12 protein-coding genes and 2 pseudogenes are annotated in these 20,375 nt (G+C 41.6%); 10 read left to right on the forward strand and 4 right to left on the reverse strand.

Features of this window, described 5'->3' with window-relative positions:
- Nucleotides 1-73: 73 nt before the first annotated feature.
- Both MSHOH_RS08180 and MSHOH_RS08185 read right to left on the reverse strand, forming a co-directional pair.
- The gene (locus MSHOH_RS08180; protein WP_048138812.1) at nucleotides 74-883 is read right to left on the reverse strand and encodes a helix-turn-helix transcriptional regulator; all 810 of its coding nucleotides are present in this window, start codon (nucleotides 881-883) and stop codon (nucleotides 74-76) included.
- Nucleotides 884-1,543: 660 nt separating this feature from the next.
- The gene (locus MSHOH_RS08185; protein ID WP_048138813.1) at nucleotides 1,544-2,416 is read right to left on the reverse strand and encodes a PAS domain-containing protein; all 873 of its coding nucleotides are present in this window, start codon (nucleotides 2,414-2,416) and stop codon (nucleotides 1,544-1,546) included.
- 285 nt (nucleotides 2,417-2,701) lie between these two features.
- Here MSHOH_RS08185 and MSHOH_RS08190 point away from each other — a divergent pair, with 285 nt between their 5' ends.
- The 6 genes and pseudogenes from MSHOH_RS08190 (at nucleotide 2,702) to MSHOH_RS08220 (ending at nucleotide 11,353) form a co-directional block, all read left to right on the forward strand.
- Nucleotides 2,702-2,980 (forward strand): DUF2769 domain-containing protein, encoded by a 279-nt coding sequence (locus MSHOH_RS08190; protein WP_275425578.1) that lies wholly within the window; start codon nucleotides 2,702-2,704, stop codon nucleotides 2,978-2,980.
- A gap of 464 nt (nucleotides 2,981-3,444) precedes the next feature.
- Nucleotides 3,445-4,095 (forward strand): dimethylamine corrinoid protein MtbC, encoded by a 651-nt coding sequence (gene mtbC, locus MSHOH_RS08195; RefSeq protein ID WP_048138814.1) that lies wholly within the window; start codon nucleotides 3,445-3,447, stop codon nucleotides 4,093-4,095.
- Nucleotides 4,096-4,101: 6 nt separating this feature from the next.
- Nucleotides 4,102-5,505: pseudogene (gene mtbB / locus MSHOH_RS08200) on the forward strand ([dimethylamine--corrinoid protein] Co-methyltransferase).
- Nucleotides 5,506-5,832: 327 nt separating this feature from the next.
- Nucleotides 5,833-7,278: an APC family permease gene (locus MSHOH_RS08210; RefSeq protein WP_048138817.1), complete on the forward strand. Its 1,446-nt coding sequence runs from the start codon at nucleotides 5,833-5,835 to the stop codon at nucleotides 7,276-7,278.
- A gap of 255 nt (nucleotides 7,279-7,533) precedes the next feature.
- Entirely contained in the window at nucleotides 7,534-10,041 is a 2,508-nt protein-coding gene (locus MSHOH_RS08215) for a histidine kinase dimerization/phosphoacceptor domain -containing protein (protein WP_048138818.1), read from the forward strand.
- 130 nt (nucleotides 10,042-10,171) lie between these two features.
- Nucleotides 10,172-11,353, forward strand: a complete 1,182-nt coding sequence (locus MSHOH_RS08220; protein ID WP_052730773.1) for a PGF-CTERM sorting domain-containing protein — start codon at nucleotides 10,172-10,174, stop codon at nucleotides 11,351-11,353.
- Between the two features lie 670 nt (nucleotides 11,354-12,023).
- Here the strand turns inward: MSHOH_RS08220 and MSHOH_RS25075 are convergent.
- Nucleotides 12,024-12,668 (reverse strand): hypothetical protein, encoded by a 645-nt coding sequence (locus MSHOH_RS25075; RefSeq protein WP_239451273.1) that lies wholly within the window; start codon nucleotides 12,666-12,668, stop codon nucleotides 12,024-12,026.
- A 408-nt stretch (nucleotides 12,669-13,076) separates the two neighbouring features.
- Between MSHOH_RS25075 and MSHOH_RS08235 the strand changes: the two are divergent.
- Nucleotides 13,077-14,256, forward strand: a pseudogene (locus tag MSHOH_RS08235) (IS256 family transposase).
- 120 nt (nucleotides 14,257-14,376) lie between these two features.
- Here MSHOH_RS08235 and MSHOH_RS08240 read toward each other — a convergent pair.
- Nucleotides 14,377-14,793: a nuclear transport factor 2 family protein gene (locus tag MSHOH_RS08240; protein ID WP_048138826.1), complete on the reverse strand. Its 417-nt coding sequence runs from the start codon at nucleotides 14,791-14,793 to the stop codon at nucleotides 14,377-14,379.
- A gap of 901 nt (nucleotides 14,794-15,694) precedes the next feature.
- Between MSHOH_RS08240 and gatE the strand changes: the two genes are divergently transcribed.
- The 3 genes from gatE to MSHOH_RS08255 all read left to right on the forward strand — a co-directional run bounded on the left by gatE (nucleotide 15,695) and on the right by MSHOH_RS08255 (nucleotide 20,370).
- Nucleotides 15,695-17,596 carry a Glu-tRNA(Gln) amidotransferase subunit GatE gene (gene gatE / locus MSHOH_RS08245; RefSeq protein ID WP_048138828.1) on the forward strand — a complete coding sequence of 634 codons (1,902 nt, stop codon included), beginning with the start codon at nucleotides 15,695-15,697 and terminating at the stop codon, nucleotides 17,594-17,596.
- 672 nt (nucleotides 17,597-18,268) lie between these two features.
- Entirely contained in the window at nucleotides 18,269-18,652 is a 384-nt protein-coding gene (locus tag MSHOH_RS08250) for a response regulator (protein ID WP_048138830.1), read from the forward strand.
- A 239-nt stretch (nucleotides 18,653-18,891) separates the two neighbouring features.
- The gene (locus MSHOH_RS08255; protein ID WP_048138832.1) at nucleotides 18,892-20,370 is read left to right on the forward strand and encodes an aldehyde dehydrogenase family protein; all 1,479 of its coding nucleotides are present in this window, start codon (nucleotides 18,892-18,894) and stop codon (nucleotides 20,368-20,370) included.
- Nucleotides 20,371-20,375: the final 5 nt, after the last annotated feature.

Here is a 20,375-nt window from a genome sequence, read left to right on the forward strand (position 1 = left end):
TGAAAAAAATATTTTATAATCCTGTAAACCTCTTATAGAGCTATAAGAAACTTCTTGGGTTTTTAAAGTCTTTTTACGGGGTATTTATGTAAATGTCAATGTTTTCAATCTGCTCCGAGTTCTGTTCGTAATAGTCATAGAGTTCTTTGCCCCATGAAAGAGCACCGGGCTCAAAACATATCACAAACTTTCGGTCAAAGATGCCCTCTTTTGGAAAAAGAGCTATTCCCATGAAATTGTCTGCCGCCACAATGGTAGGATTCTTTTCACAGTCTTTGCAGACCATAAGTCTGGTGTTTTCCATTTCAAGAAACTGCCTGGTTTGTTCTCTGTACTCTTCTTCAACCCACCTTTTAAGGATTGACTCGGGAAGGATTAGAGATACCGATGTACCCTTCTGTGCAAGTCCGAGATAAAAGGAAGGAAAAAGAGGATGGAAGTAAGAAATGAGAGTCTCGAACCTTTTAGATTTTTCAGCATTTTTTACGTATTCAGGAATCATTTCAAACATATGTTCTATCTGAGGCTCGACTGTCATGCAGTGTCCAAGTTCCCCTATGCGGCGAAGAAGAAAGGGCGGAATTTTACTTACATCTCTGTCAGCCCAGTAATCTACGTTTTCTTCAAGTACGGAAAGAGTATCCAGCAGAGGTTTCATTTTTTCGGCTATAATTTTTCCTATCTCACTGAGCCTGTAGACATCCTTATCCTGGACTACAAGGTGTTTTTCCTTTAGCATTTTTATCTGAGGCTGGACTGAGGTTGCACTTGCTTTAAGTGTTTTTTTAATTGTATTGATGTCTCTTGGTCCCTCAAGCAAAAGAAGAAGTGTATTCTTTCTTTTTTCGGACAGGAAAATCAGGTCAAGTAGAGAGTCTTCCATGTTATGCACCTGAACTGGAAACAGCCTTTTCTGGCTGTACTTTTACATTGCGTTTTAACTGAAAATATCAACTTAAAGTCTGATCATCAGGTCTCTAGCCAGTTATGAGATCAGGTATTGTAGATTTATGGTATTGCAGATAGCATTGTAGATCTATTATAATATTACAGATCTATTATAGTACCGTTATTGTATCCTAAACTTATTATTACCAAAGCCTGTTGTACTGAGTGTATACGAGTACAGTACTGAGTGTATACGAGTACAGTACTGAGTGTATACGAGTACAAAGTATACACTCGAATATTTTATAATACCTTTATTATTTATAACTATATTTTTCTTCTATCTTATACATATCGTTCGTTTAAGTAGCTTTTTTTCTTACAATTTGTCTTTGTTCTGATATGCTTTTCAGGTAGCAAGAGGATTCTCTCCGATAAAAAGATTTGTTTATAAAAAACAAAAGAATTCAAAAGTTAAAAGTTAAAAAAGGATCTATTTTTGAAGATTGGAAAAAGCCTATCCTTTGATCCGGATCAAATTTCCTGTCCTGGTGAAAAAGTGAGTACTGGAACTGCAGCAGGTCTACATAGCTATATTTTAAAATGAATCGCATAGCTATATTTTAAAATAGATCCTGCAGGGTATAGTTGTTTTTCAGGTTCTGAGCTTTCCGGTTATATCCTCGACAATGCCCTGGAAATTGGTTACCTGCCCTTCAGGGTTTCGCTGAATAAAGGTTTTTTCTTCCACCCACCTAACCTCTCCGGTCTGTGTCAGGATGCGGTACTGGCGGTTGAATTCTTTTCCGCCTTCTTCGCAGTTTTCCTCAAGTTCGAGTTCCACAAGAAGAAGGTCTTCAGGATGAATGATCTTTCCATAGAGAACTCTTCCAGAAATGAAATCTTCCGGAGCATACCCGAACTGCCGGACACTTTCTGATACATAAAGTGTAGGCCAGTATTTTTCTGCTTTCCAGAGAAAAACTACCATAGAACTGTTGTTAATCACTGTCTCAAGTGCTCTCTGCCGCTCAAGCAAGGCTTTTTGCTTTTCCATGAGGGCTTTCTGGCTCTCAAGGGCATCGCGCAGTGCTCTTTCATTTTTTATCTCGGAAGTAACATCCCTGACTATACCCTGGAAATTAACCACGTTTCCTCTCTCATCGCGCTGAATAAAGGTCTTTTCTTCTACCCAGCGGATCTCTCCCTTACCTGTAATGACCCTGTATCTATTGACAAAATCATCTTTTCCGATTTCGCAGCACCTGGTGAGTTCTTTTCTTACCCTGTCTATATCTTCCGAATGAACGATATTCGCATACATTATCCTGCCTGTAAGGAAGTCCTCTGCACTGTACCCAAGCTGGGTTACGTTTTCGGAGACATATTTTGCAGGCCAGTCCTCTTCCGTTGTCCAGAGAAAAGCCATTACAGGGCTGTTATTTATCACGGTCTCCAGAATTCGCTGTCTTTCGAGTGCTTCATCAAGAATCATTTCGTCGCTTTCAGCTACCTGATTGAATCCCATAGTATCCCTTATCCTCCAGAGCCTTTTAAGATTTCAGAAAACTTATGGCGAAGGTGAAAATGTATTTATAAAATCCTCAAGCAATATACAATATATTTTGACGTCTTATAAATTAATTCTTTTTTTTACAGGGGGAATTTTCTGGACTCTGAGATTTCAGCAAAAGAGATTGAAAATACCGAAGCGGCAGAAGCAGAAGAATTCTCAGGGGATAAATGCGATATTATCCGGAGAGCCAGAGAAGAATACGGAAGGTATTTTGGGATCTGCAGTTCATACCATCACCTGAAAGCCTGTCTCTGCAAGCATTGTTCTGCTTATCCGGGAGGTACGGGGATGTTTTGTGCTCGAGGAGGTGTGATCGTGGGAGAGGGGAGAAAAGAAGACTGCCTCTGTGAAAGATGTGAGCTTTTTAAAAAGTTCCGGCTTGAAGGCGACTATTTCTGTCAGCTTAAAGAAGAAAAGGATATTTCTGAAAGAAGCCCGGTTCCTCAGAATATCTGTACAGACTTTCAGACAAGTGCCGGGAAAATAAGGGTCTGTGTACTGGATAAGCAGAAATAAAGGAACATGCCTCCGGGAAATAAACAGGCAAAGATTCATTAAAGGCAAGCTTTTAAAAAATATTTTAAAGAACACTTTTTAAAGGAGAGTTTTCAAAGAGTGGATCTTTAAAAGGTCGAGTTGCTTTTCAATTTCTAAACACTTTTCCCTGTTTTATCCTTTGTTTTTACTCCTGCTTCATCATTTTCACTCCTGTTTCTTTTTTTCGTCCCTGTTTTTATTGATATTAAATATTTTAACGAGATTGAAAAAACTCGTCCTTTGATCCCTGACTGGAGAGCCTGTCCTTTTCCTTTTAGCCTTTACAATGCATCATGAGAGTTTCAATTCCATACAATTAAGAAAAAACACCACAGGCTGGGCTATATAATTTTACATGTATAATATGTATAATCAGAAATCAGGCTTCAGTAGCGATATTTCGAATGCTGAGGAGAAAGTTTGACAAAGATCGGAGGTTAAAAATGGCAACCAGAGAAGAACTTACCCAGGAGCTTTCGGACGCGGTAATCTCCTGTAAAAAAGATGCGGTACTCGCTGCAGTTGAAAAAGCAAAGCAGGTTATGGAACCTGCAGAAATAATCGAAAAAGGGCTTGCTGCCGGCATGAACCAGGTAGGAATTCTTTTTGAGAGAGGGAAACTTTTTCTGCCTCATGTAATGATGGCTGCCGATGCCATGACAGCAGGAGTCAAAGTCCTTGAAGCTGATCTCCCTGCCGGGAGCGAAACCAAGAAGCTCGGAGTAATTGTAAATGGAACCGTCGAGGGAGATGTGCACGACATAGGCAAGTCAATTGTATCTACAATGCTCCAGTCTGCCGGTTTTGAAGTCCACGATATAGGTAGGGACGTCCCTATAAAAGATTTTGTTAAAAAAGCAAAAGAAGTCAATGCGAACATGATAGGGCTTTCTGCACTTATGACCACCACGCTTCCGGGGCAGAGAGAGGTTATCGAACTTCTCAAAGAAGAAGGGCTGCGCAACCGTATCAAGGTCATGGTGGGTGGTGCCCCTGCAACCCAGGCATGGGCTGACAAAATAGGCGCGGACTGTTATGCAGAAAACGCAAGTGAAGCTGTTGCAAAAGCAAAAGAACTGCTGGTAGGGAAGTGAAAAGAAATGGCAACCGAATATGCTTTGAGAATGGGGGACGGCAAACGCGTCTTCCTTACAAAAGAAAAAATCATAGAAGAACTGGGTGCCGGAACTGCAAACGCTGCAGATCTGGGAGAAATTCCTGATCTTACTGCTGATGAAATTGATAAGCTTGCAGAAATTCTCATGATGCCCGGAAAAGCCGTAAGCGTTGAACACGGCATGGAAGTGCCGGTTACTCATGATATAGGCACTATCCGGCTTGACGGTGACCAGGGGAACAGCGGCGTAGGGATTCCTTCAAGCCGGCTTGTCGGCTGCATGATGCACGAAAGAGCCTTTGGTGCAGACACAATGGAACTCGGGCACATCGACTACAGTTTCAAGCCGGTAAAGCCCGTAGTTTCAAACGAGTGCCAGGCAATGGAAGTCTGCCAGCAGAATATGATCATCCCTCTCTTTTATGGCGCAATGCCGAACATGGGACTTTATTATACTCCTGACGGACCTTTCGAAAACCCCGGAGACCTGATGAAGGCTTTCAAAATCCAGGAAGCCTGGGATTCCATGGAGCACGCAGCCGAACACCTTACAAGGGATACGGTCTGGATCATGCAGAAGCTTTTTGCCTCAGGCGCAGACGGCGTTAACTTCGATACGACTGCCGCTGCAGGAGACGGAGACTTCTATGGGACTCTTCACGCGATAGAAGCTCTCAGAAAAGAATTCCCTGACATGTATATTGAAGCAGGAATGGCAGGCGAGATGGTGCTCGGGATGCATGGGAACCTGCAGTATGACGGAGTCACTCTTGCCGGACTCTGGCCTCACCAGCAGGCTCCGCTTGTAGCAAAAGCAGGAGCAAATGTCTTCGGGCCTGTTGTCAACACAAACACGAGCAAGACTTCTCCCTGGAACCTTGCACGTGCAGTGACGTTCATAAAAGAAGCCGTAAAGGTTTCTCCCCTTCCCTGCCATGTTGATATGGGAATGGGTGTTGGCGGAATCCCCATGCTTGAGACTCCTCCGATTGATGCCGTTACAAGGGCGAGCAAGGCAATGGTCGAGGTTGCCGGAGTAGACGGTATATAGATCGGGGTCGGCGACCCGCTGGGTATGCCGATTTCTCACATAATGGCTTCCGGTATGACAGGAATGAGAGCAGCAGGCGACCTTGTTGCAAGGATGCAGTTCTCAAAGAATATGCGCATTGGAGAAGCAAAGAAGTACGTAGCAAAGAAACTAAATGTCGAAACTAGGGACCTTGCAGATGAGCATGTTATGCGTGAACTCCGTGAAGAACTCGATATTGGTGTAATCACCTCAGTTCCGGGTGCAGCCAAAGGCATTGCCGCAAAAATGAACATCGAGAAGCTTCTCGATATAAAGATTAATTCCTGCGAACTCTTCAGGAAACAGACCCGATAAGGAGACTGGAGACTGAAGGGTAACATAGACTGAATAGTAAACAAATTTGCACAAAAAATTGCCATAAAATAATTGCCATAAAATAAGAAGAGAATCATGAGCCTTGACTTCCCTTGAATTCTTCAGGAAGCAGGGGGAGATTTTTCCCGGAGTTGCTACAGGCAGAGTGAACTGATGCAGAATGGAGCGGTCTCCCTTCGTGGCTCCTGAATATCTTTCGAATCTCTTCCCATTTCTTCTGCTTGCACATTCTGCAGGCATATTTATGCTGCAGGAGCTGTGCGAATCTTCAGGCTCTGCCAACATATAATCAATGGAGTGTGTGAAATGAGTGACGAAAAAAGTGAATCAGGAGGGCTTCAGCGGACAATTGACTGGAAACAGGGGCTTGCAATTGCCCTTGGTGTTCCTGTGCTGATCCTTCCGTCTATCGGCTACTTTGCAAGCTATGTCTGGGCTTTTGCGATCATTGTGTGGGCACTTTCTGTCTTCCAGGGTTTCATGCAGAATTTTGCTTACGGGGAGCTTGCAACAATGTTTCCCAGGGCTTCCGGATTGCCAGGGTATGCACAGAGCGTTTTCGGGGCAAAGGACGGAAATAAACGGTATGACAGGAGCAAACTGCTTGGAGGATTCAGTGCCTGGAGTTACTGGTTTGCCTGGAACCCGGTGCTTGCTATCTTTTCTATCCTTATAGGAAGCTATCTCAAGGGGCTTATCCCTGCATTTGCCGGAGTTCCTGACCTGGCTCTTTATCTTGCATCCGGAGCAATCGTGTTTTTGTTCCTGATCCTTGTGAACTACCGCGGGCTTTCAGGAGGAGCAACGCTCGGATATATCCTTGCAGTGCTTTCGCTCGCCCCGCTTATAATTATCTCTCTTGCACCATTTGCAACCGGGCACTTTGAGCTGAGTAATATCACAGGTGCCTGGCTTCCGACTGACTGGAGCTGGGATATAGAGCACATCCTTATTCTGTTCGGGCTTATGGCAATGGCTCAATGGAGTGCCTGTGCCTGGGAAACCGCAGCTATCTACGGGCCTGAGTATAAACAGCCGAAATCGGATGTGCCCAAAGCCCTCTTCATCTGCGGGGCAATCTGCCTTGTGACATTCATCCTTGTTCAGGCAGCCGCTACCGGAACCCTGGGTGTAGAAGGGATCCTTGCCGAGCCGTTCTCGCCAATGCTTCCTGTGGCTCAGATGACCCTGGGTTCTATTGGAGGATCTCTTACCATCCTCATGCTGATCGCGGCAATGATTCTTATCATCCAGACTGCTTTCCTGGGAGCCTCAAGGGCTATGTATTCCATGGCTGAAGAAGGAAATCTACCAAAATTCTTTGGAAAGATGAACCCGCACGGAACTCCGGTCAATGCAATGATTGTCATTGCACTCTTCAACATGGGTTTTATCTTCCTGGGAACACCTGCAGCTATCCTGGCAGCTTCTGCTATAGGGTATGTCTGTGCCAACGGGATTAGCCTTTTCGCATATGTAAAAGCAAAATTCGATCCCCGTTTCTCAACGCTTGAAAGACCCTTCAAAGCACCTGGGGGCTGGCAGTATGTTGCCGCCTTCTTCGGGTTCTTTAACTTGCCTCTGTGTCTCATTGGAATTATTTATCTTAATAGCCTTGAGGTAGGCTGGACTTCCACAATAGTCGGTTTCGTGGTGCTTGCCCTTTACATCCCACTCTGGTTCCATTCTCAAAACGAGAATCCGACAAGGGCGGAAAAAGAAATACCGGTGTTGGGAGAAACAGTAACATAAGCTTAAACCGGGGTGCAGGAACTTCTCCTGCACTTTTTCCTTTTGTTTTATCTTATCTTTATGTTTCCTGAAGATGCTTACGTTTTCTGGAGACGTTTTTTAGGAGTTTTTAAATATTTTAAGTGCCCATAAAAATTTAACTATTAAATGCCCAATTGTGCCTGTTTTTTTAAGAGTATAATGGCGCGGAAAAGAAGTTCTTTTTTCCCTTTTTCGGCAGTTAAAAACGAGAGGAAATACCAGTGAGGATTAAAAATGCTTAGAGATACCCCATTAAGAACAAAGATGATTGTTTACACCGTGCTTGGGGTTTTTCTAATACTTACGGCTTCTACAGCTGTGATTATTTCCACGGTCACGACTCAGGAAGAAAAACTGGCATATCAGCAGTCAGTTGAGATGGCCTCCAATTATGCAAACCAGTTCGATGCGGATATGAAAGCCAACCTTGCCATTGCAAGGACGATCTCCACAACCATGGAAAGTTACGAATCCGCAGACCGGGATGAAGCCCTTCTTATTCTGGAAAATGTGCTCCGAGAGAATCCTCATCTCCTGGGGACTTATGTGGCTTTTGAGCCTGATGCATTTGACGGTAAAGATATCGAGTATGTAAATGCGCCTGCTCATGATGAAACCGGCAGGTTTGTTCCTTACTGGAATAAAATGAACGGAACTGCTTCAGTTGCACCTCTGCTTCATTATGATACCTCTGACTACTATCAGCTTCCAAAGGCTACGAGAGAGGACTTGCTTACCGAACCCTACTTTTATGAAGGGGTTTTCATGGTGAGTTATGTTTCCCCGATCATCAAAGATGGAGAATTTGTAGGGATTGGAGGGGTAGACGTTTCCCTGGACTATGTGGATGAGGTAGTAAGCGAAGTCAGGACTTTTGATACCGGGTATGCTTTTATGGTGAGCAACACCGGTGTTCTTCTCTCACATCCTACTCATAAGGACTGGATCGGAAAAAAGAACCTTTCTGGTTTTGGAGGGGAAGAACTCGGAAAAGCCTCTCTTGATATTAAAAACGGAGTCAGCGGACACCTTGAAACAACGGATCCTACCACAGGAAAAACTGTTATTCTTTTTTACGAACCCGTTGAAACCGGGGATTTTTCTTTCGTGCTGGTCGTCCCTAAAGAAGAAATGCTTGCCGGAGTAACTGATTTGAGGGACAGGCTTCTTATTATCTCTGCGATCTCAATCCTGTTCATGGCTGCCCTTGCTTATATGATTGCAAGATCCGTAACAAAGCCGATTAACAGAATTGTGAAAGATTTTAAAAGCATTGCCGAAGACGCGGTTAAAGGAGAGCTCGGGGTAAGGGCTGACACGAATGTGGAAATTGATTTTCGTGAGATTCCTAAAGGTCTGAATGAGATTCTTAATGCTGTGGTTATCCCTATCCGGGAAACCATGAGGGTAACCAATGCCCTTGCAAAAGGGGAGTTAAAAGAGAGGGTTAAGGTAGATGTGCAGGGAGAGTTCAGGGAGCTTGAGGATACACTTGATAAGTTTTCAGAGACTATTAACATGATTATCGACGATTCGAATGCTGTCCTGATCGCCTTTCAGCATAATAATTTCAAGAGACCCATCCGGGTACAGGGTCAGGGAGATTTTAAGCTCCTTACCGATGGAATTGAAGAAACTCGCCTTGTGCTCGACAGGGTTACAACTCAGAGAAGAGAGGCAGAAAGAGCCCTTATTGAATATGCAAGGAAGCTTGAGAACTCAAACAAGCTAAAAGAAGAGCTTGAGCGCATAATTAACAGCAGCCCTGTTATTGTCTTTTTGTGGAAGTATGAAGAAGGATGGCCAATAGAGTTTGTCTCGGAAAACGTTACAAGACTCGGGTATGAGGTAGAGGACTTTACTTCAAGAGGAATGCTTTACGGAGATATAGTCTATCCTGAAGACCTGGAAAAAGTAGAGTTCGAACTTGCAAGGAATGTGGAGTCCGGGTCTGAGGATTACAGTTCGGAGTATCGGATCCTTACAAGGTCAGGAGAGGTCCGCTGGGTTGATGAAAGGACTTTTATCCAGAGGGATGAAAAAGGCGGAGTCCATTTGCGGGGAATCATCCTTGACATAACCGAGCACAAAAAAGCCGAAGAAGCCCTTTTGCAGATGGAAGAGATCCGTAAAAAAGAGATTCACCACAGGATCAAAAACAACCTTCAGGTAATCTCAACCCTGCTCTATCTTGAGTCCGGAAATTTCAATGATGAAAAGGTAATCGAGGCTTTCAGGGACAGCCAGCACAGGGTCAAGTCCATGGCTCTGGTTCACGAAAAGCTCTACCAGTCCGAAGACATGATAAGTGTGGACTTTGCAGATTATATTCAGAACCTTGCAAATTACCTTTTCGGGGCTTATTCCGTAGGTGATAGAAACATCAGCCTGAAACTTGATGTTGATAATGTCTTCCTTGGTATGGATACGGCTGTCCCTCTGGGCATTATTATCAACGAACTCGTTTCAAATGCCCTTAAGCATGCCTTTTCAGAAAGGGAAAGCGGAGAAATTTGCATCTGCCTCAAAAAGGAAGAGAATGGAAATTGTTTCTCTCTCATTGTCAGGGATAATGGTAGAGGCTTCCCTGAAGAAATCGATTTCAGAGAAACCGACTCCCTGGGCTTGCAGCTTGTGATTACCCTTGTGGATCAGATTGAGGGAAGCGTCGAGCTCGGTACGGATGAGGGGACTGAGTTCAGGATAAGATTCAGGGAATTGAGATACAGGCAGAAGATATGAGTGTTGCTATTATAGTCATCTCTACAATTAACTGCACTTTCGAACGTTATTTAAGGTTATTGTTCTTGTTTATATGTGTAAATATTTCCTGGCGTGACTATAAATGAAAAAAACAAAGACGGAGGAATAAATGATAAATAAAGAAAAACTGTTTACAATAGCCTTTGCTTTTGTGTTCTTAATTTCCTTTACATCTGCAGAGTCGGCGGCTTCTACACAGCGCGTAGATTGTCAACTTACCCTCACGGAAACTCCAATTGTCATAAATGAATCATATCAGATAAACCCTTCCATCTATGGTGACAGGATAGTGTGGCAGGATAATCGCAATGGAAACTTCGATATCTACATGTACAACCTTTCCACTTCCAAGGAAACTCAGATCACCACCAATGAATCGTATAATAGCGATCCTGATATCTATAATGATAAGATAGTGTGGCATGATGACCGCAATGGAAACTTCGATATCTACATGTACAACCTATCCACCTCAAAGGAAATCCAGATAACTACCAATAAATCCGACCAGGCTTACCCTGCTATCTACGAGGACAAAATCGTGTGGCAGGATCGTCGCAATGGAGATGAAAAATGGGATATCTACATGTACGATCTATCCACTTCCAAGGAAGTCCAGATAACTACCAATAAATCAGATCAGGCAGACCCTGCTATCTACGGGGACAAAATAGTGTGGATGGATAGTCGCTCTGGGTTCGATATCTACATGTACAATATTTCCACTTCCACTGAAACTAAGATTACTACCAATGAATCATATCAGGAAGATCCTGCTATTTACGGGGACAGGATAGTGTGGCGAAATATATTCCCGGAAAATGGAGACACGGATATTTACATGTACGATCTTTCCACTTTTACGGAAACTAAGATCACAAACGATGGAGCAGTACAGAGCAGACCTGCTATCTATGGAGACAGGATCGTGTGGGAGGACTTCCGCAATCCTTCTGAAGGCAACAGTACCTTTTATATCCCGATCAAACCCGATATCTACATGTACGACCTCTCCACTTCCAGGGAAACCCAGATCACCACCAATGCACAGCAGGAAATGCCTGTTATCTACGGGGACAGGATTGTGTGGACAGATTATCGCAAAGGTGAACAAAACCCCGATATATACATGTGCACTATTTCAGGGGAGGGATCGGAAGCCGGAGTCTCAAGGGAGGGATCGGAAGCCGGACAGGAAAATGAACAGAATGAAAGCCTGAGAACGCCTGGTTTTGAAGTGATTTTCGGCGTGGCCGGCGTGCTTGCAGTATTTCTGTATAAAAAAAAGTAAAAAGCCATAAACGAAAATAAAAAACTTGAGTCGTGGGGCGAGTCAATGATCAAATCTGAAAAAACGAGCACATCCCTTGTGTTTGGGAAAAATGTAGAGAGATTCTTTGCTTATGGTTATCAATAACTCACCCTCACGACCCAGCGGCTAATCTGGCAGAAACTGCTCTCAAAATAAGCAGATTGTTGAAGTTATATCAGGATGAAGGAAGTAAAATTAAAAGGAAGTAAAATTAAAAGGAAGTAAAATTAAAAGGAAGTAAAATTAAAAGGAAGTAAAATTAAAAGGAAGTAAAATTAAAAGGAAGTTACAGGTATCAGTGTATCCTGTTCCTGATAATACACTATACTTACCTGTTTTCTTGACATAATGTCCAGCATCTGGATCGGAAAGGTTTCCGGTCTCTTTATTCTTTAAACCACTGCAATTACACTCAAAAAATCTTCGATCCCAAACCCAAATTTTATCGCCAATAAGGTTAAGATTTCTACATTCTTGTATCAGTAGTCCTCCATATCTGCCCAGATAAGGATAAATCATTTTAGGTTTCGCCGATACGATGAAAGAGTAATCTTTCCTCTGCTTTTGATTTTTAATTCCTGCCTTAAAGCTTGATTCTGGTTGTAATCTCTGATAAATGATTCAAGATTAGAGTATCCAAGTTTGCATCTTATACTTCTAACTTGAAAATGTTATTGAAAGACAATTCTTCAAGTTGAGAGGTATATCCCATTGAAACCTGAAGGCTATTGAAATAAGAATCAAGCGAAGGATTTAATTCAAAAATGTTCCTCAAATATCCTCTAAATTTTTTAAGATTTTGAAAAGCGAGTATTTGATTCCAGGGAAGGACATTTTCCATATAGTCCTTACTATTCACAATTAAAGGTTTAACCCTGTAAGGGATATTGATTTTCCGTTTAAGGACAGTTATCATGGCTTCAAAGAAATCTGAAAGTACTCTTTGAGATGTAGATATGACACAACGTCTACTGTTTTCCGCTTTTTTCTTATTCTTTTTTTCACTCTTCAGGAACATGATTTTAAATTTTGAATTTTTAGACAGAAAATGATCCTTGAAAATGGCTGAGCATATTGATTTTTCAAAAAAGTTTCCTATAAAATTTGTAAGCGTTGACTGGTTAACGTGAATAGTAAGAATTCTTGAATCATCCTTTTTGTCTTTGAATTTCCTTCCAAATATCTTTTCATATTTTTTCTTGCCTTCAACACTCTTTAAGCTTACAATTATTGTTTTTGTAATCTCTAAAAAGTCACTCAATTGAAGCAAAAAAATACTTATACCCCTTACCAACAATTTTTATCATGGATTATACCTTTTTAAGGTTTATTTTTGGATTGGTAACTTAAAATAGACTTAATTAGGTATAATCCTTATTATTTACTTTGAAATTAGATTTTTAAGATAAATAAGTAATATTTTTACGAAATAATCTCTTTTAATTTTTCTTTGGAAAAAAGAAGTAATTCAAAGGTAAATGGTAAAACCTCAAATGTTTGTAGTTTTTAATACTGCTTTGAAGAAGTTAAATAAGTAATCCTGAAACTTAGTTATTTTTTGAAGTAAAATTCTTACTCTGTCAAGTCTCTGGAGGCGAAAGAATTTTTCCAGCTACTGTTTAATATATAAATGCCCATCCCCCGTTAACTTGACAGAACTTCAAATGCTTTGGCAGTGTACCGAAAGTTCTGTAAAATATGATTGACTCTATATCCTTTTCCTTTCACCACAAAAAAAACAGGATGCAGAGTCAATGGTTAATGTCGTCTCATTTATAAAAGATTATCTTTTCGATCAGGAAGATGGAATTCGCCAGTTAATTACCTGGTTTTTAAACCTTGTAATGGAGGAGGAAGCCCTCCTCCAATCTGGTGCAAAACGTCATGAGAGGACTGATTCTCGCAAAGCTAGTAGAAACGGTTACAAACCCCGTACTCTCCTGACCAAGTATGGAGAACTTGAATTATTAAAACCTCAGTTCCGTGAGTTTCCCTTTGAAACAGAGGTTTTTGAGAAGTATTCAAGAGTTGAAAAGGCCATTTTAGCTGCCGTGAGTGAATCTTATCTCCAAGGTGTTTCCACCCGAAGGGTGGATAAGATCATGACTGCTTTAGGAGTAGAGGGAATCTCAGCCTCTTCTGTTTCCAGGATTACTAAAGAACTTGATCAAAAGGTTGAAGAGTTCTTATCAAAGCCAATAGAACACGAAATTCCTTATCTGTTTATCGATGCGACTTATCTCAAAGTGAGAGATGGACTTCACTATGAAAATAAAGCTCTTTTCATAGTTGCCGGAGTCAGGGACGACGGTTATCGTGAGATTCTTGGAGCAAGATTAGCAGACAGTGAAGACTCTCTATTCTGGCAAGATCTATTCGAAGACCTTAAAGTAAGAGGGTTAAGAGGTGTCAAGTTAATTGTTTCTGATGGTCATAAAGGAATACAAAAAGCAGTTAGAGAGTCCTTTGTTGGATCAAGCTGGCAAATGTGTCATGTCCATCTGATAAGACAAGCCCTAAAAAAGGTTCCAAAAAAGAAGCAAAAAGAAGTAGCAGATAAAATAAAAGAAGCATTGGTAGACCGTCAGAAGTTACAGGAATTGATTAGAGAACTGGATAAAATGGGATATAAAAGCGCAGCTGATACACTTGAAAGTTTCCAGTATGATGTAATGAATTATATGCAGTTCCCGGAAAATCATTGGAGAAGAATAAGGACAACAAATATCATGGAGAGAACTAACAAGGAGATAAAAAGAAGAACTAAGGTAGTAGGGGCATTCCCGAGTCAGGAATCAGTATTGAGACTACAAGTCTCAATACTGATTGATATTAATGAAGAGTGGATTACAGGAAATAAGTATTTAATAATGGAACAGTAATCAAAAAAGAAGAGGAAAAAGGTATAGAGAATTTTACAGAAATTCAGGCACACTGCCTGAGATCCGAGCAAAAAAGATAAAAATAGGATTTAAATAAATTTTTATTATCTCAAAAAGAATTCAGTCAAAAAATTGACTTTGATCCGGGAAAGAGAAGTGTCCCTGTACTATGAGCCATTTGTCACCGCGTTTCTCAAAGACCTTTGTGACCCTTGACGGAAATTTCATCATTTTCCCATCAATTTTTGCCTTGAAAACGGCATCTATGGATGCCCAGGCTACATTGCCGGCTGCTGAAATAGAAGTCCAGTCGTACTCAAGGGCAGGTTCCTCGATTTGAGACCAATCACGCTCAAACTGAGCCTTAATTGCTTCCGGACCTATACATTTCTCTTCTGCACCAGTGCCATACATAACGACATCGACATCAGGGGCAATAAGAGACATTGCGCTTTTCAGGTCGCGTTTTGCATAACTCTCTGCAAATTTATCCAGAACAGCTTTAACTGCTTTTTCTGTAACACTGTCTGCTTTCATTATATCTTCCTTAAAATTATTAGTTGATGAAGAATAACAGTGAAAAGATTTAAATGTTATTCTTTGGTAAGTTTTTGGATCTATTTTTATAATAAATTTCAAGACATAGGATCTTTTTCGGATCTAAAAGCAGTGAAAAAAGGCTCTTCTGCGTTAATTAGAAAGTATCATCATTCTCATATTGCAAATGAATTTTTATATATCTTTGTTGAAAGACAAATGAAATTTTTTGTGTTGAATGCAAATATCGATCTTACCTAACAAACGGATACTTTAGTTGGTCATACCCCGAACAGCTGAACAGATACTTTTCTTATGCTCAAGAAAGAAAAATTCCTTTTTATGTGGTATTGGGCTTTGGGGGAAGTCCGAATTTTCCTTCAGATGTATTTTGCGTACCACTTGAGGAAGCTAAAGAACCACAAATTCACATAAGTAAGCTCCACAAATATCACCATAGTCCAGCGCAGGCTCTTATCTGGGAAAATGGAACTTTGAAATGACTTTTTTCAGGAAATCTTCACTAAAAGCAATATGTTTACTTGTTTATTAATCAGTAAAAAGAGCCATTAATTACTTTACTCTTATATACAGAGATACCTTTATACATTCTACCGCACCTTTTACATTCAGTTTCTTATCGATATTACCAATAACTGCCAGCGCAGCACCTAAAAAAGCTAAGAAAGGAACCAAGCGCAGAAAGAGGGTTAAAAAGAAGAGAAAAAAATAGCGAGCCGATGGACTTAAAAGTAAAAGGAGAGCAAAGGAGCTAGACTTGAAGGAAAAGTTAAGAAAAGCAAAGCCAAAGGAAAGCTGAAGGGAAATTAAAGAATCTTGATGGAAAATTAGAGAGATTTAAAAAGGATTAAGGCGCTTCCTGCTTAGATCGGGTGAAAACATGGAAAAATACGATTACAGTGAACTTGGGCTGAAAGCCGGGCTTGAAATTCACCAGCAGTTGGATTCGAAGGAGAAGCTTTTCTGCAGGTGTCCGACTCTGATAAGGGATATCGTAGACTCGGATTGTGAATTTTTCAGATATCTAAGGGCTACGGAAAGTGAGATGGGAGAGAAAGACAGGGCTGCGGTGGAGCAGACCAAAATTAGAAGGAAGTATATCTACAAAGCTTATGATACAACATGCCTTGTCGAAAATGATGAAGAGCCTCCAAGGGAACTCAATAAGGAAGCCCTGGATATTTCCCTCGGGGTTGCCAAGCTTTTTAAAATGAAACCTGTCGACCAGATGCATGTAATGAGAAAGATCGTTGTGGACGGGTCAAATACAAGCGGCTTTCAGAGAACTGCATTTCTTGCAAGCGACGGGTACATTGAGACTTCGGAAGGGCGTTGCGGGATTGACAGTCTCTGTGTGGAGGAAGAAGCTGCCCAGAAAATAGAAGAAATAGGGGATTCAATCGTTTATTCTCTTGACAGGTTAGGAATCCCGCTTGTTGAAATTGCAACCGCGCCTGATATCAAATCCCCCAGGCATGCCCGTGAAGTTGCGGAATATATAGGAATGATCCTCAGGTCTACAGGGAAGGTTAAGAGAGGTCTTGGAACGATCAGGCAGGATGTCAATATCTCAATTGCCAGAGGTGCAAGAGTTGAAATCAAAGGAGTGCAGGCCCTCGACCTCATAGAAGATATTGTCCGCAGGGAAGTTGAACGGCAGTTGAACTTGCTCTTCATCAGACAGGAACTTCTTGAAAGAAATGCCTTCGTTTGCGAAGAAATCTATGACGTAACAGGGCTTTTCATGGATACCAAGTCCAAAGTCCTGCAGAAAGGCGTAAAAAAAGGTGTGATCCTTGCTGCCCTCCTCAGGAAATTTAACGGGCTCGTAGGCAAAGAAGTCCAGCCAGGAAGAAGGCTCGGGACTGAGTTTTCGGACAGAGCAAAAACTGCAGGTGTTGGAGGGATTTTCCACACAGACGAACTTCCGAATTACGGGATAACTGAGAAGGAAGTCCAGGCTGTCAGGGACGCTATCGGTGCAGGTCCTAGAGATGCCGTTATCATGGTTGCAGATGAACCAGAAAAAGCCAGGCTTGCAATTGAAGCGGTAATTAACAGGGCAAAAGAAGCCATTGAGGGAATCCCTGAAGAAACCCGAAAAGCTCTTCCTGACGGAAACACTGCTTATATGCGCCCCCTCCCGGGTGCAGCAAGGATGTACCCAGAAACCGATGTTCCCCAGATAGAAATCTCACAGAAATACTTTGATTCTATAGAGACTCCGGAGCTACTTACGGAAAGGGCAAAGCGGTTTGCTGCCCAGAGCGGCCTGAATAAAGAGCTTGCTGAAAAGATAGCTTATTCGAAGTATCTTCCTCTTTTCGAGACTTTGCTGGAAACCTACAGTAAGGATGCAAACATTAACTCAACCCTTATTGCGAGAACCCTTGTAGGAATCGTACCTGAGATAAGGAGAAACGGGGTTGAAACGGACAAACTTACAGACGAACACTTCAGAGGACTTTTTGCAGCCATATCAAATCAGGAAATTGCAAAAGAAGCTATCCAGGATCTTTTAACTGCTCTTGCAAAAGAGCCTGAATTGACAGTTCAACAGGCAATTTCCAAGCTCGGACTGAGTGCTTTCGATCCTGAAGAAGTTGAAAACTTCATTAAAAAGATGGTCAGGGAAAAAGGAGATTTCATCAAAGATAAAGGGCCTGCTGCCCTCGGTCCTCTCATGGGTATTGTCATGAAAGAGTATAGAGGAACAGTTGACGGAAAAATCCTGAGCCATATGCTGAAAAAAGAGATAGATAACTTTATCAATCAGGGGTAATCCCTGATTTTTTTGTAGTTTTCTTTTCTATTTGTTACGTTTCCTGTAAATTCTTTTCATTCTATAACTTTTCCAGTTATTTTTTTAATCTCTACTTTCTTAATCTCTACTTTCTTAATCTCTACTATTTCACTTAATTTCCTTTCCTTTTCCTTTAATCCCTGGTTCTTTCTACTTCTTGATTCAAGTTTTTCAGTTAATTTTTTCTTGTTTTTTCGTTCCTACTTTTTCTATTTTAATTTTTTCTCACTTCTTCTAATTTTTTTCAAGACAAGGAAATTCTCTTTGCTGAAAGGCAATAAAACAGTTATAAAAACCTGGCAGCTTATAGAAAAAGCTATTTTCGTAAGTTAACTTTTTATATTAACTGAAAGATCTTCTTACTTATCACATAAAAATTCAGTTGACAAGTATGCTCTAACGGTACTTCAAAACCATACAATATCAGAAGACTTAATTCCTGTCTTCCGGGGTTGAGCTTGCAAAAGGGGGATATGAGTATGATACTATACCTTAGCTCGGCATATTTCAGTTTCTCTTAGAAATACTAAAAACGCAACTGAACTACAAAGTCTCTTACTATAGCAGAGGAGCCGAAAGTTCCCAGTTAGAGTTCCCGGTTACACTATGTAACCATAACCTTATTAATATAATCTTACGGAGAAAACCCCCATGAAAGTATTGCTTGTAGACGACGATCCGGTATTTCTGGAGCTATCAAAGACATTCTTAGAAGTGTTCCACGACATAAACTCCGATACAGTGGAATCTGCAGGACAGGCTCTCGAGAAGTTAGACGAACTTTCTTATGACGTTGTGGTCTCGGATTATGACATGCCTTACATGGATGGCATTTCATTTTTGAGAACTATCCGTGATAAGAGAATCGATATCCCTTTTATCCTGTTTACGGGATTAGGTAAAGAAGAAGTCATGAGCCGGGCAATTGAAAACGGTGTGGATTCTTTTGTTCAAAAAAGAGGAGATCCTAAAGCCCAGTACTCCGAGCTTTCACAGCAGATCTCTCGGATCGTTAATAATAAATCAGGTTATTGAGATTACAAACTAGACAAGTTAATAACTTAAATCAGTCACCTTTAATATCACTCTCTTAATTAACAATTTTTTAATTATTTTCACATATAATCAAATTTTATTTTTAATTTCTTGTATTATTAATATAAATTTTTAATATAAGTAACAGTAGAAAAGCCTGAAATTATTTACGTCCAGCCAAAACTGTTTTCTGGATATCTTTATGTGGTATTATACACATTGTTCTTAGAGGGGTCTTTGTGGTTCAGGAGTATAAGTTACTGATAGGTGGGGAGTCGAGAGACTCGTCAACCGGAAAAACTTTTGATGATATCAATCCGGCTACTCTTGAAAATCTTGCCACGGTACAGGTAGCAGGAGCCGAGGATGTGGACAGGGCAGTTGAGGCTGCAGAGAAAGGGTTCAGAGTCTGGAGCGACATTCCGGCTCCGAGAAGGGCTGATGTCCTCTTCAGGGCGGCTCGCATTCTGCAGGAGAGAAAAGAAGAGCTTGCCGTACTCATGACTGAAGAGATGGGGAAAGTTCTGCCTGAGGCCAGAGGAGATGTACAGGAAGCAATAGATATTACAACTTATGCCGCAGGGGAAGGCAGAAGGATGTTTGGGGAGACCACAACTTCCGAACTCAAAGATAAGTTCTGTATGACCGTACTCAGGCCAATAGGGGTTGTTGGCATGATAACACCCTGGAACTTTCCTATTGCAATTCCCAGCTGGAAGATAATGCCAGCTCTTATAGCAGGGAATGCGATCGTGTTCAAGCCTGCAAGTGACACCCCCATGCTTGCGATAAAACTCGTGGAAATCCTTATGGAAGCAGGCCTGCCTCCCGGAGTTGTAAGTATTGTGCCCGGACCTGGAGGAAGCGTTGGAAAATCCATAGTCCAGCATCCCCGAATAAGAGCAATTTCCTTTACAGGAAGCCTTGATACCGGGAAATGGATCATGGAAGAGTGCGCAAAAACCATGAAAAGGGTCTCTCTGGAACTGGGAGGTAAAAATCCGGTAATTGTTATGGACGATGCCGACCTTGAGCTTGCTCTTGAAGGTGTACTGTGGGGAGCTTTCGGGACAACAGGCCAGCGCTGCACAGCTACTAGCAGGCTTATTCTTCACGAAAAAGTAAAGGACGAATTCATAGCAAGGCTGCTTGCAAAAACAAAATCTCTACGGATAGGGAACGGGCTTCTTCCTGAAACGGATGTAGGGCCTGTCATCAATAAATCCCAGCTTGAAAAAATAGAAAAGTATGTCAGGATAGGGAAAGAAGAAGGTGCAACTCTCCTGCTCGGAGGAAGCAGGGTAGATCCCGGGCTTCCTGGTTATTTTTTCGAACCTACCATCTTCACGGATGTCATGCCTGAGATGAAAATTGCACAGGAAGAAATCTTCGGTCCTGTGCTCAGCATAATTACGGTTTCGGGGCTTGATGAAGCAATAGAGGTTGCCAACAATACAAAATACGGGCTCTCATCGGCAATTTATACTGAAAATGTTGGAACTGCTTTCAGGGCAGTTGAAAAATTAGAAGCAGGAGTCACATATGTCAATGCCCCTACAATAGGTGCAGAAGTCCATCTTCCTTTCGGGGGCATAAAAGGGACCGGAAACGGTTTCAGGGAAGCTGGAACAGAGGCAATTAAAGAATTCACCGAAGTAAAAGCCGTGTATATAGATTATAGCGGCAGGCTGCAAAGAGCCCAGATAGATACGGTATAAAGTTT

It is taken from the genome of Methanosarcina horonobensis HB-1 = JCM 15518, assembly GCF_000970285.1.
In the GTDB taxonomy this organism is placed as follows: Archaea; Halobacteriota; Methanosarcinia; order Methanosarcinales; family Methanosarcinaceae; genus Methanosarcina; species Methanosarcina horonobensis.

Coding starts and splice junctions, on each gene's coding strand:
- MSHOH_RS08180 (WP_048138812.1), bottom strand. CDS start 883: ATGGAAGACTCTCTACTTGACCTGATTTTCCTGTCCGAAAAAAGAAAG.
- MSHOH_RS08185 (WP_048138813.1), bottom strand. CDS start 2,416: ATGGGATTCAATCAGGTAGCTGAAAGCGACGAAATGATTCTTGATGAA.
- mtbC (WP_048138814.1), top strand. CDS start 3,445: ATGGCAACCAGAGAAGAACTTACCCAGGAGCTTTCGGACGCGGTAATC.
- MSHOH_RS08210 (WP_048138817.1), top strand. CDS start 5,833: ATGAGTGACGAAAAAAGTGAATCAGGAGGGCTTCAGCGGACAATTGAC.
- MSHOH_RS08215 (WP_048138818.1), top strand. CDS start 7,534: ATGCTTAGAGATACCCCATTAAGAACAAAGATGATTGTTTACACCGTG.
- MSHOH_RS08220 (WP_052730773.1), top strand. CDS start 10,172: ATGATAAATAAAGAAAAACTGTTTACAATAGCCTTTGCTTTTGTGTTC.
- MSHOH_RS08240 (WP_048138826.1), bottom strand. CDS start 14,793: ATGAAAGCAGACAGTGTTACAGAAAAAGCAGTTAAAGCTGTTCTGGAT.
- gatE (WP_048138828.1), top strand. CDS start 15,695: ATGGAAAAATACGATTACAGTGAACTTGGGCTGAAAGCCGGGCTTGAA.
- MSHOH_RS08250 (WP_048138830.1), top strand. CDS start 18,269: ATGAAAGTATTGCTTGTAGACGACGATCCGGTATTTCTGGAGCTATCA.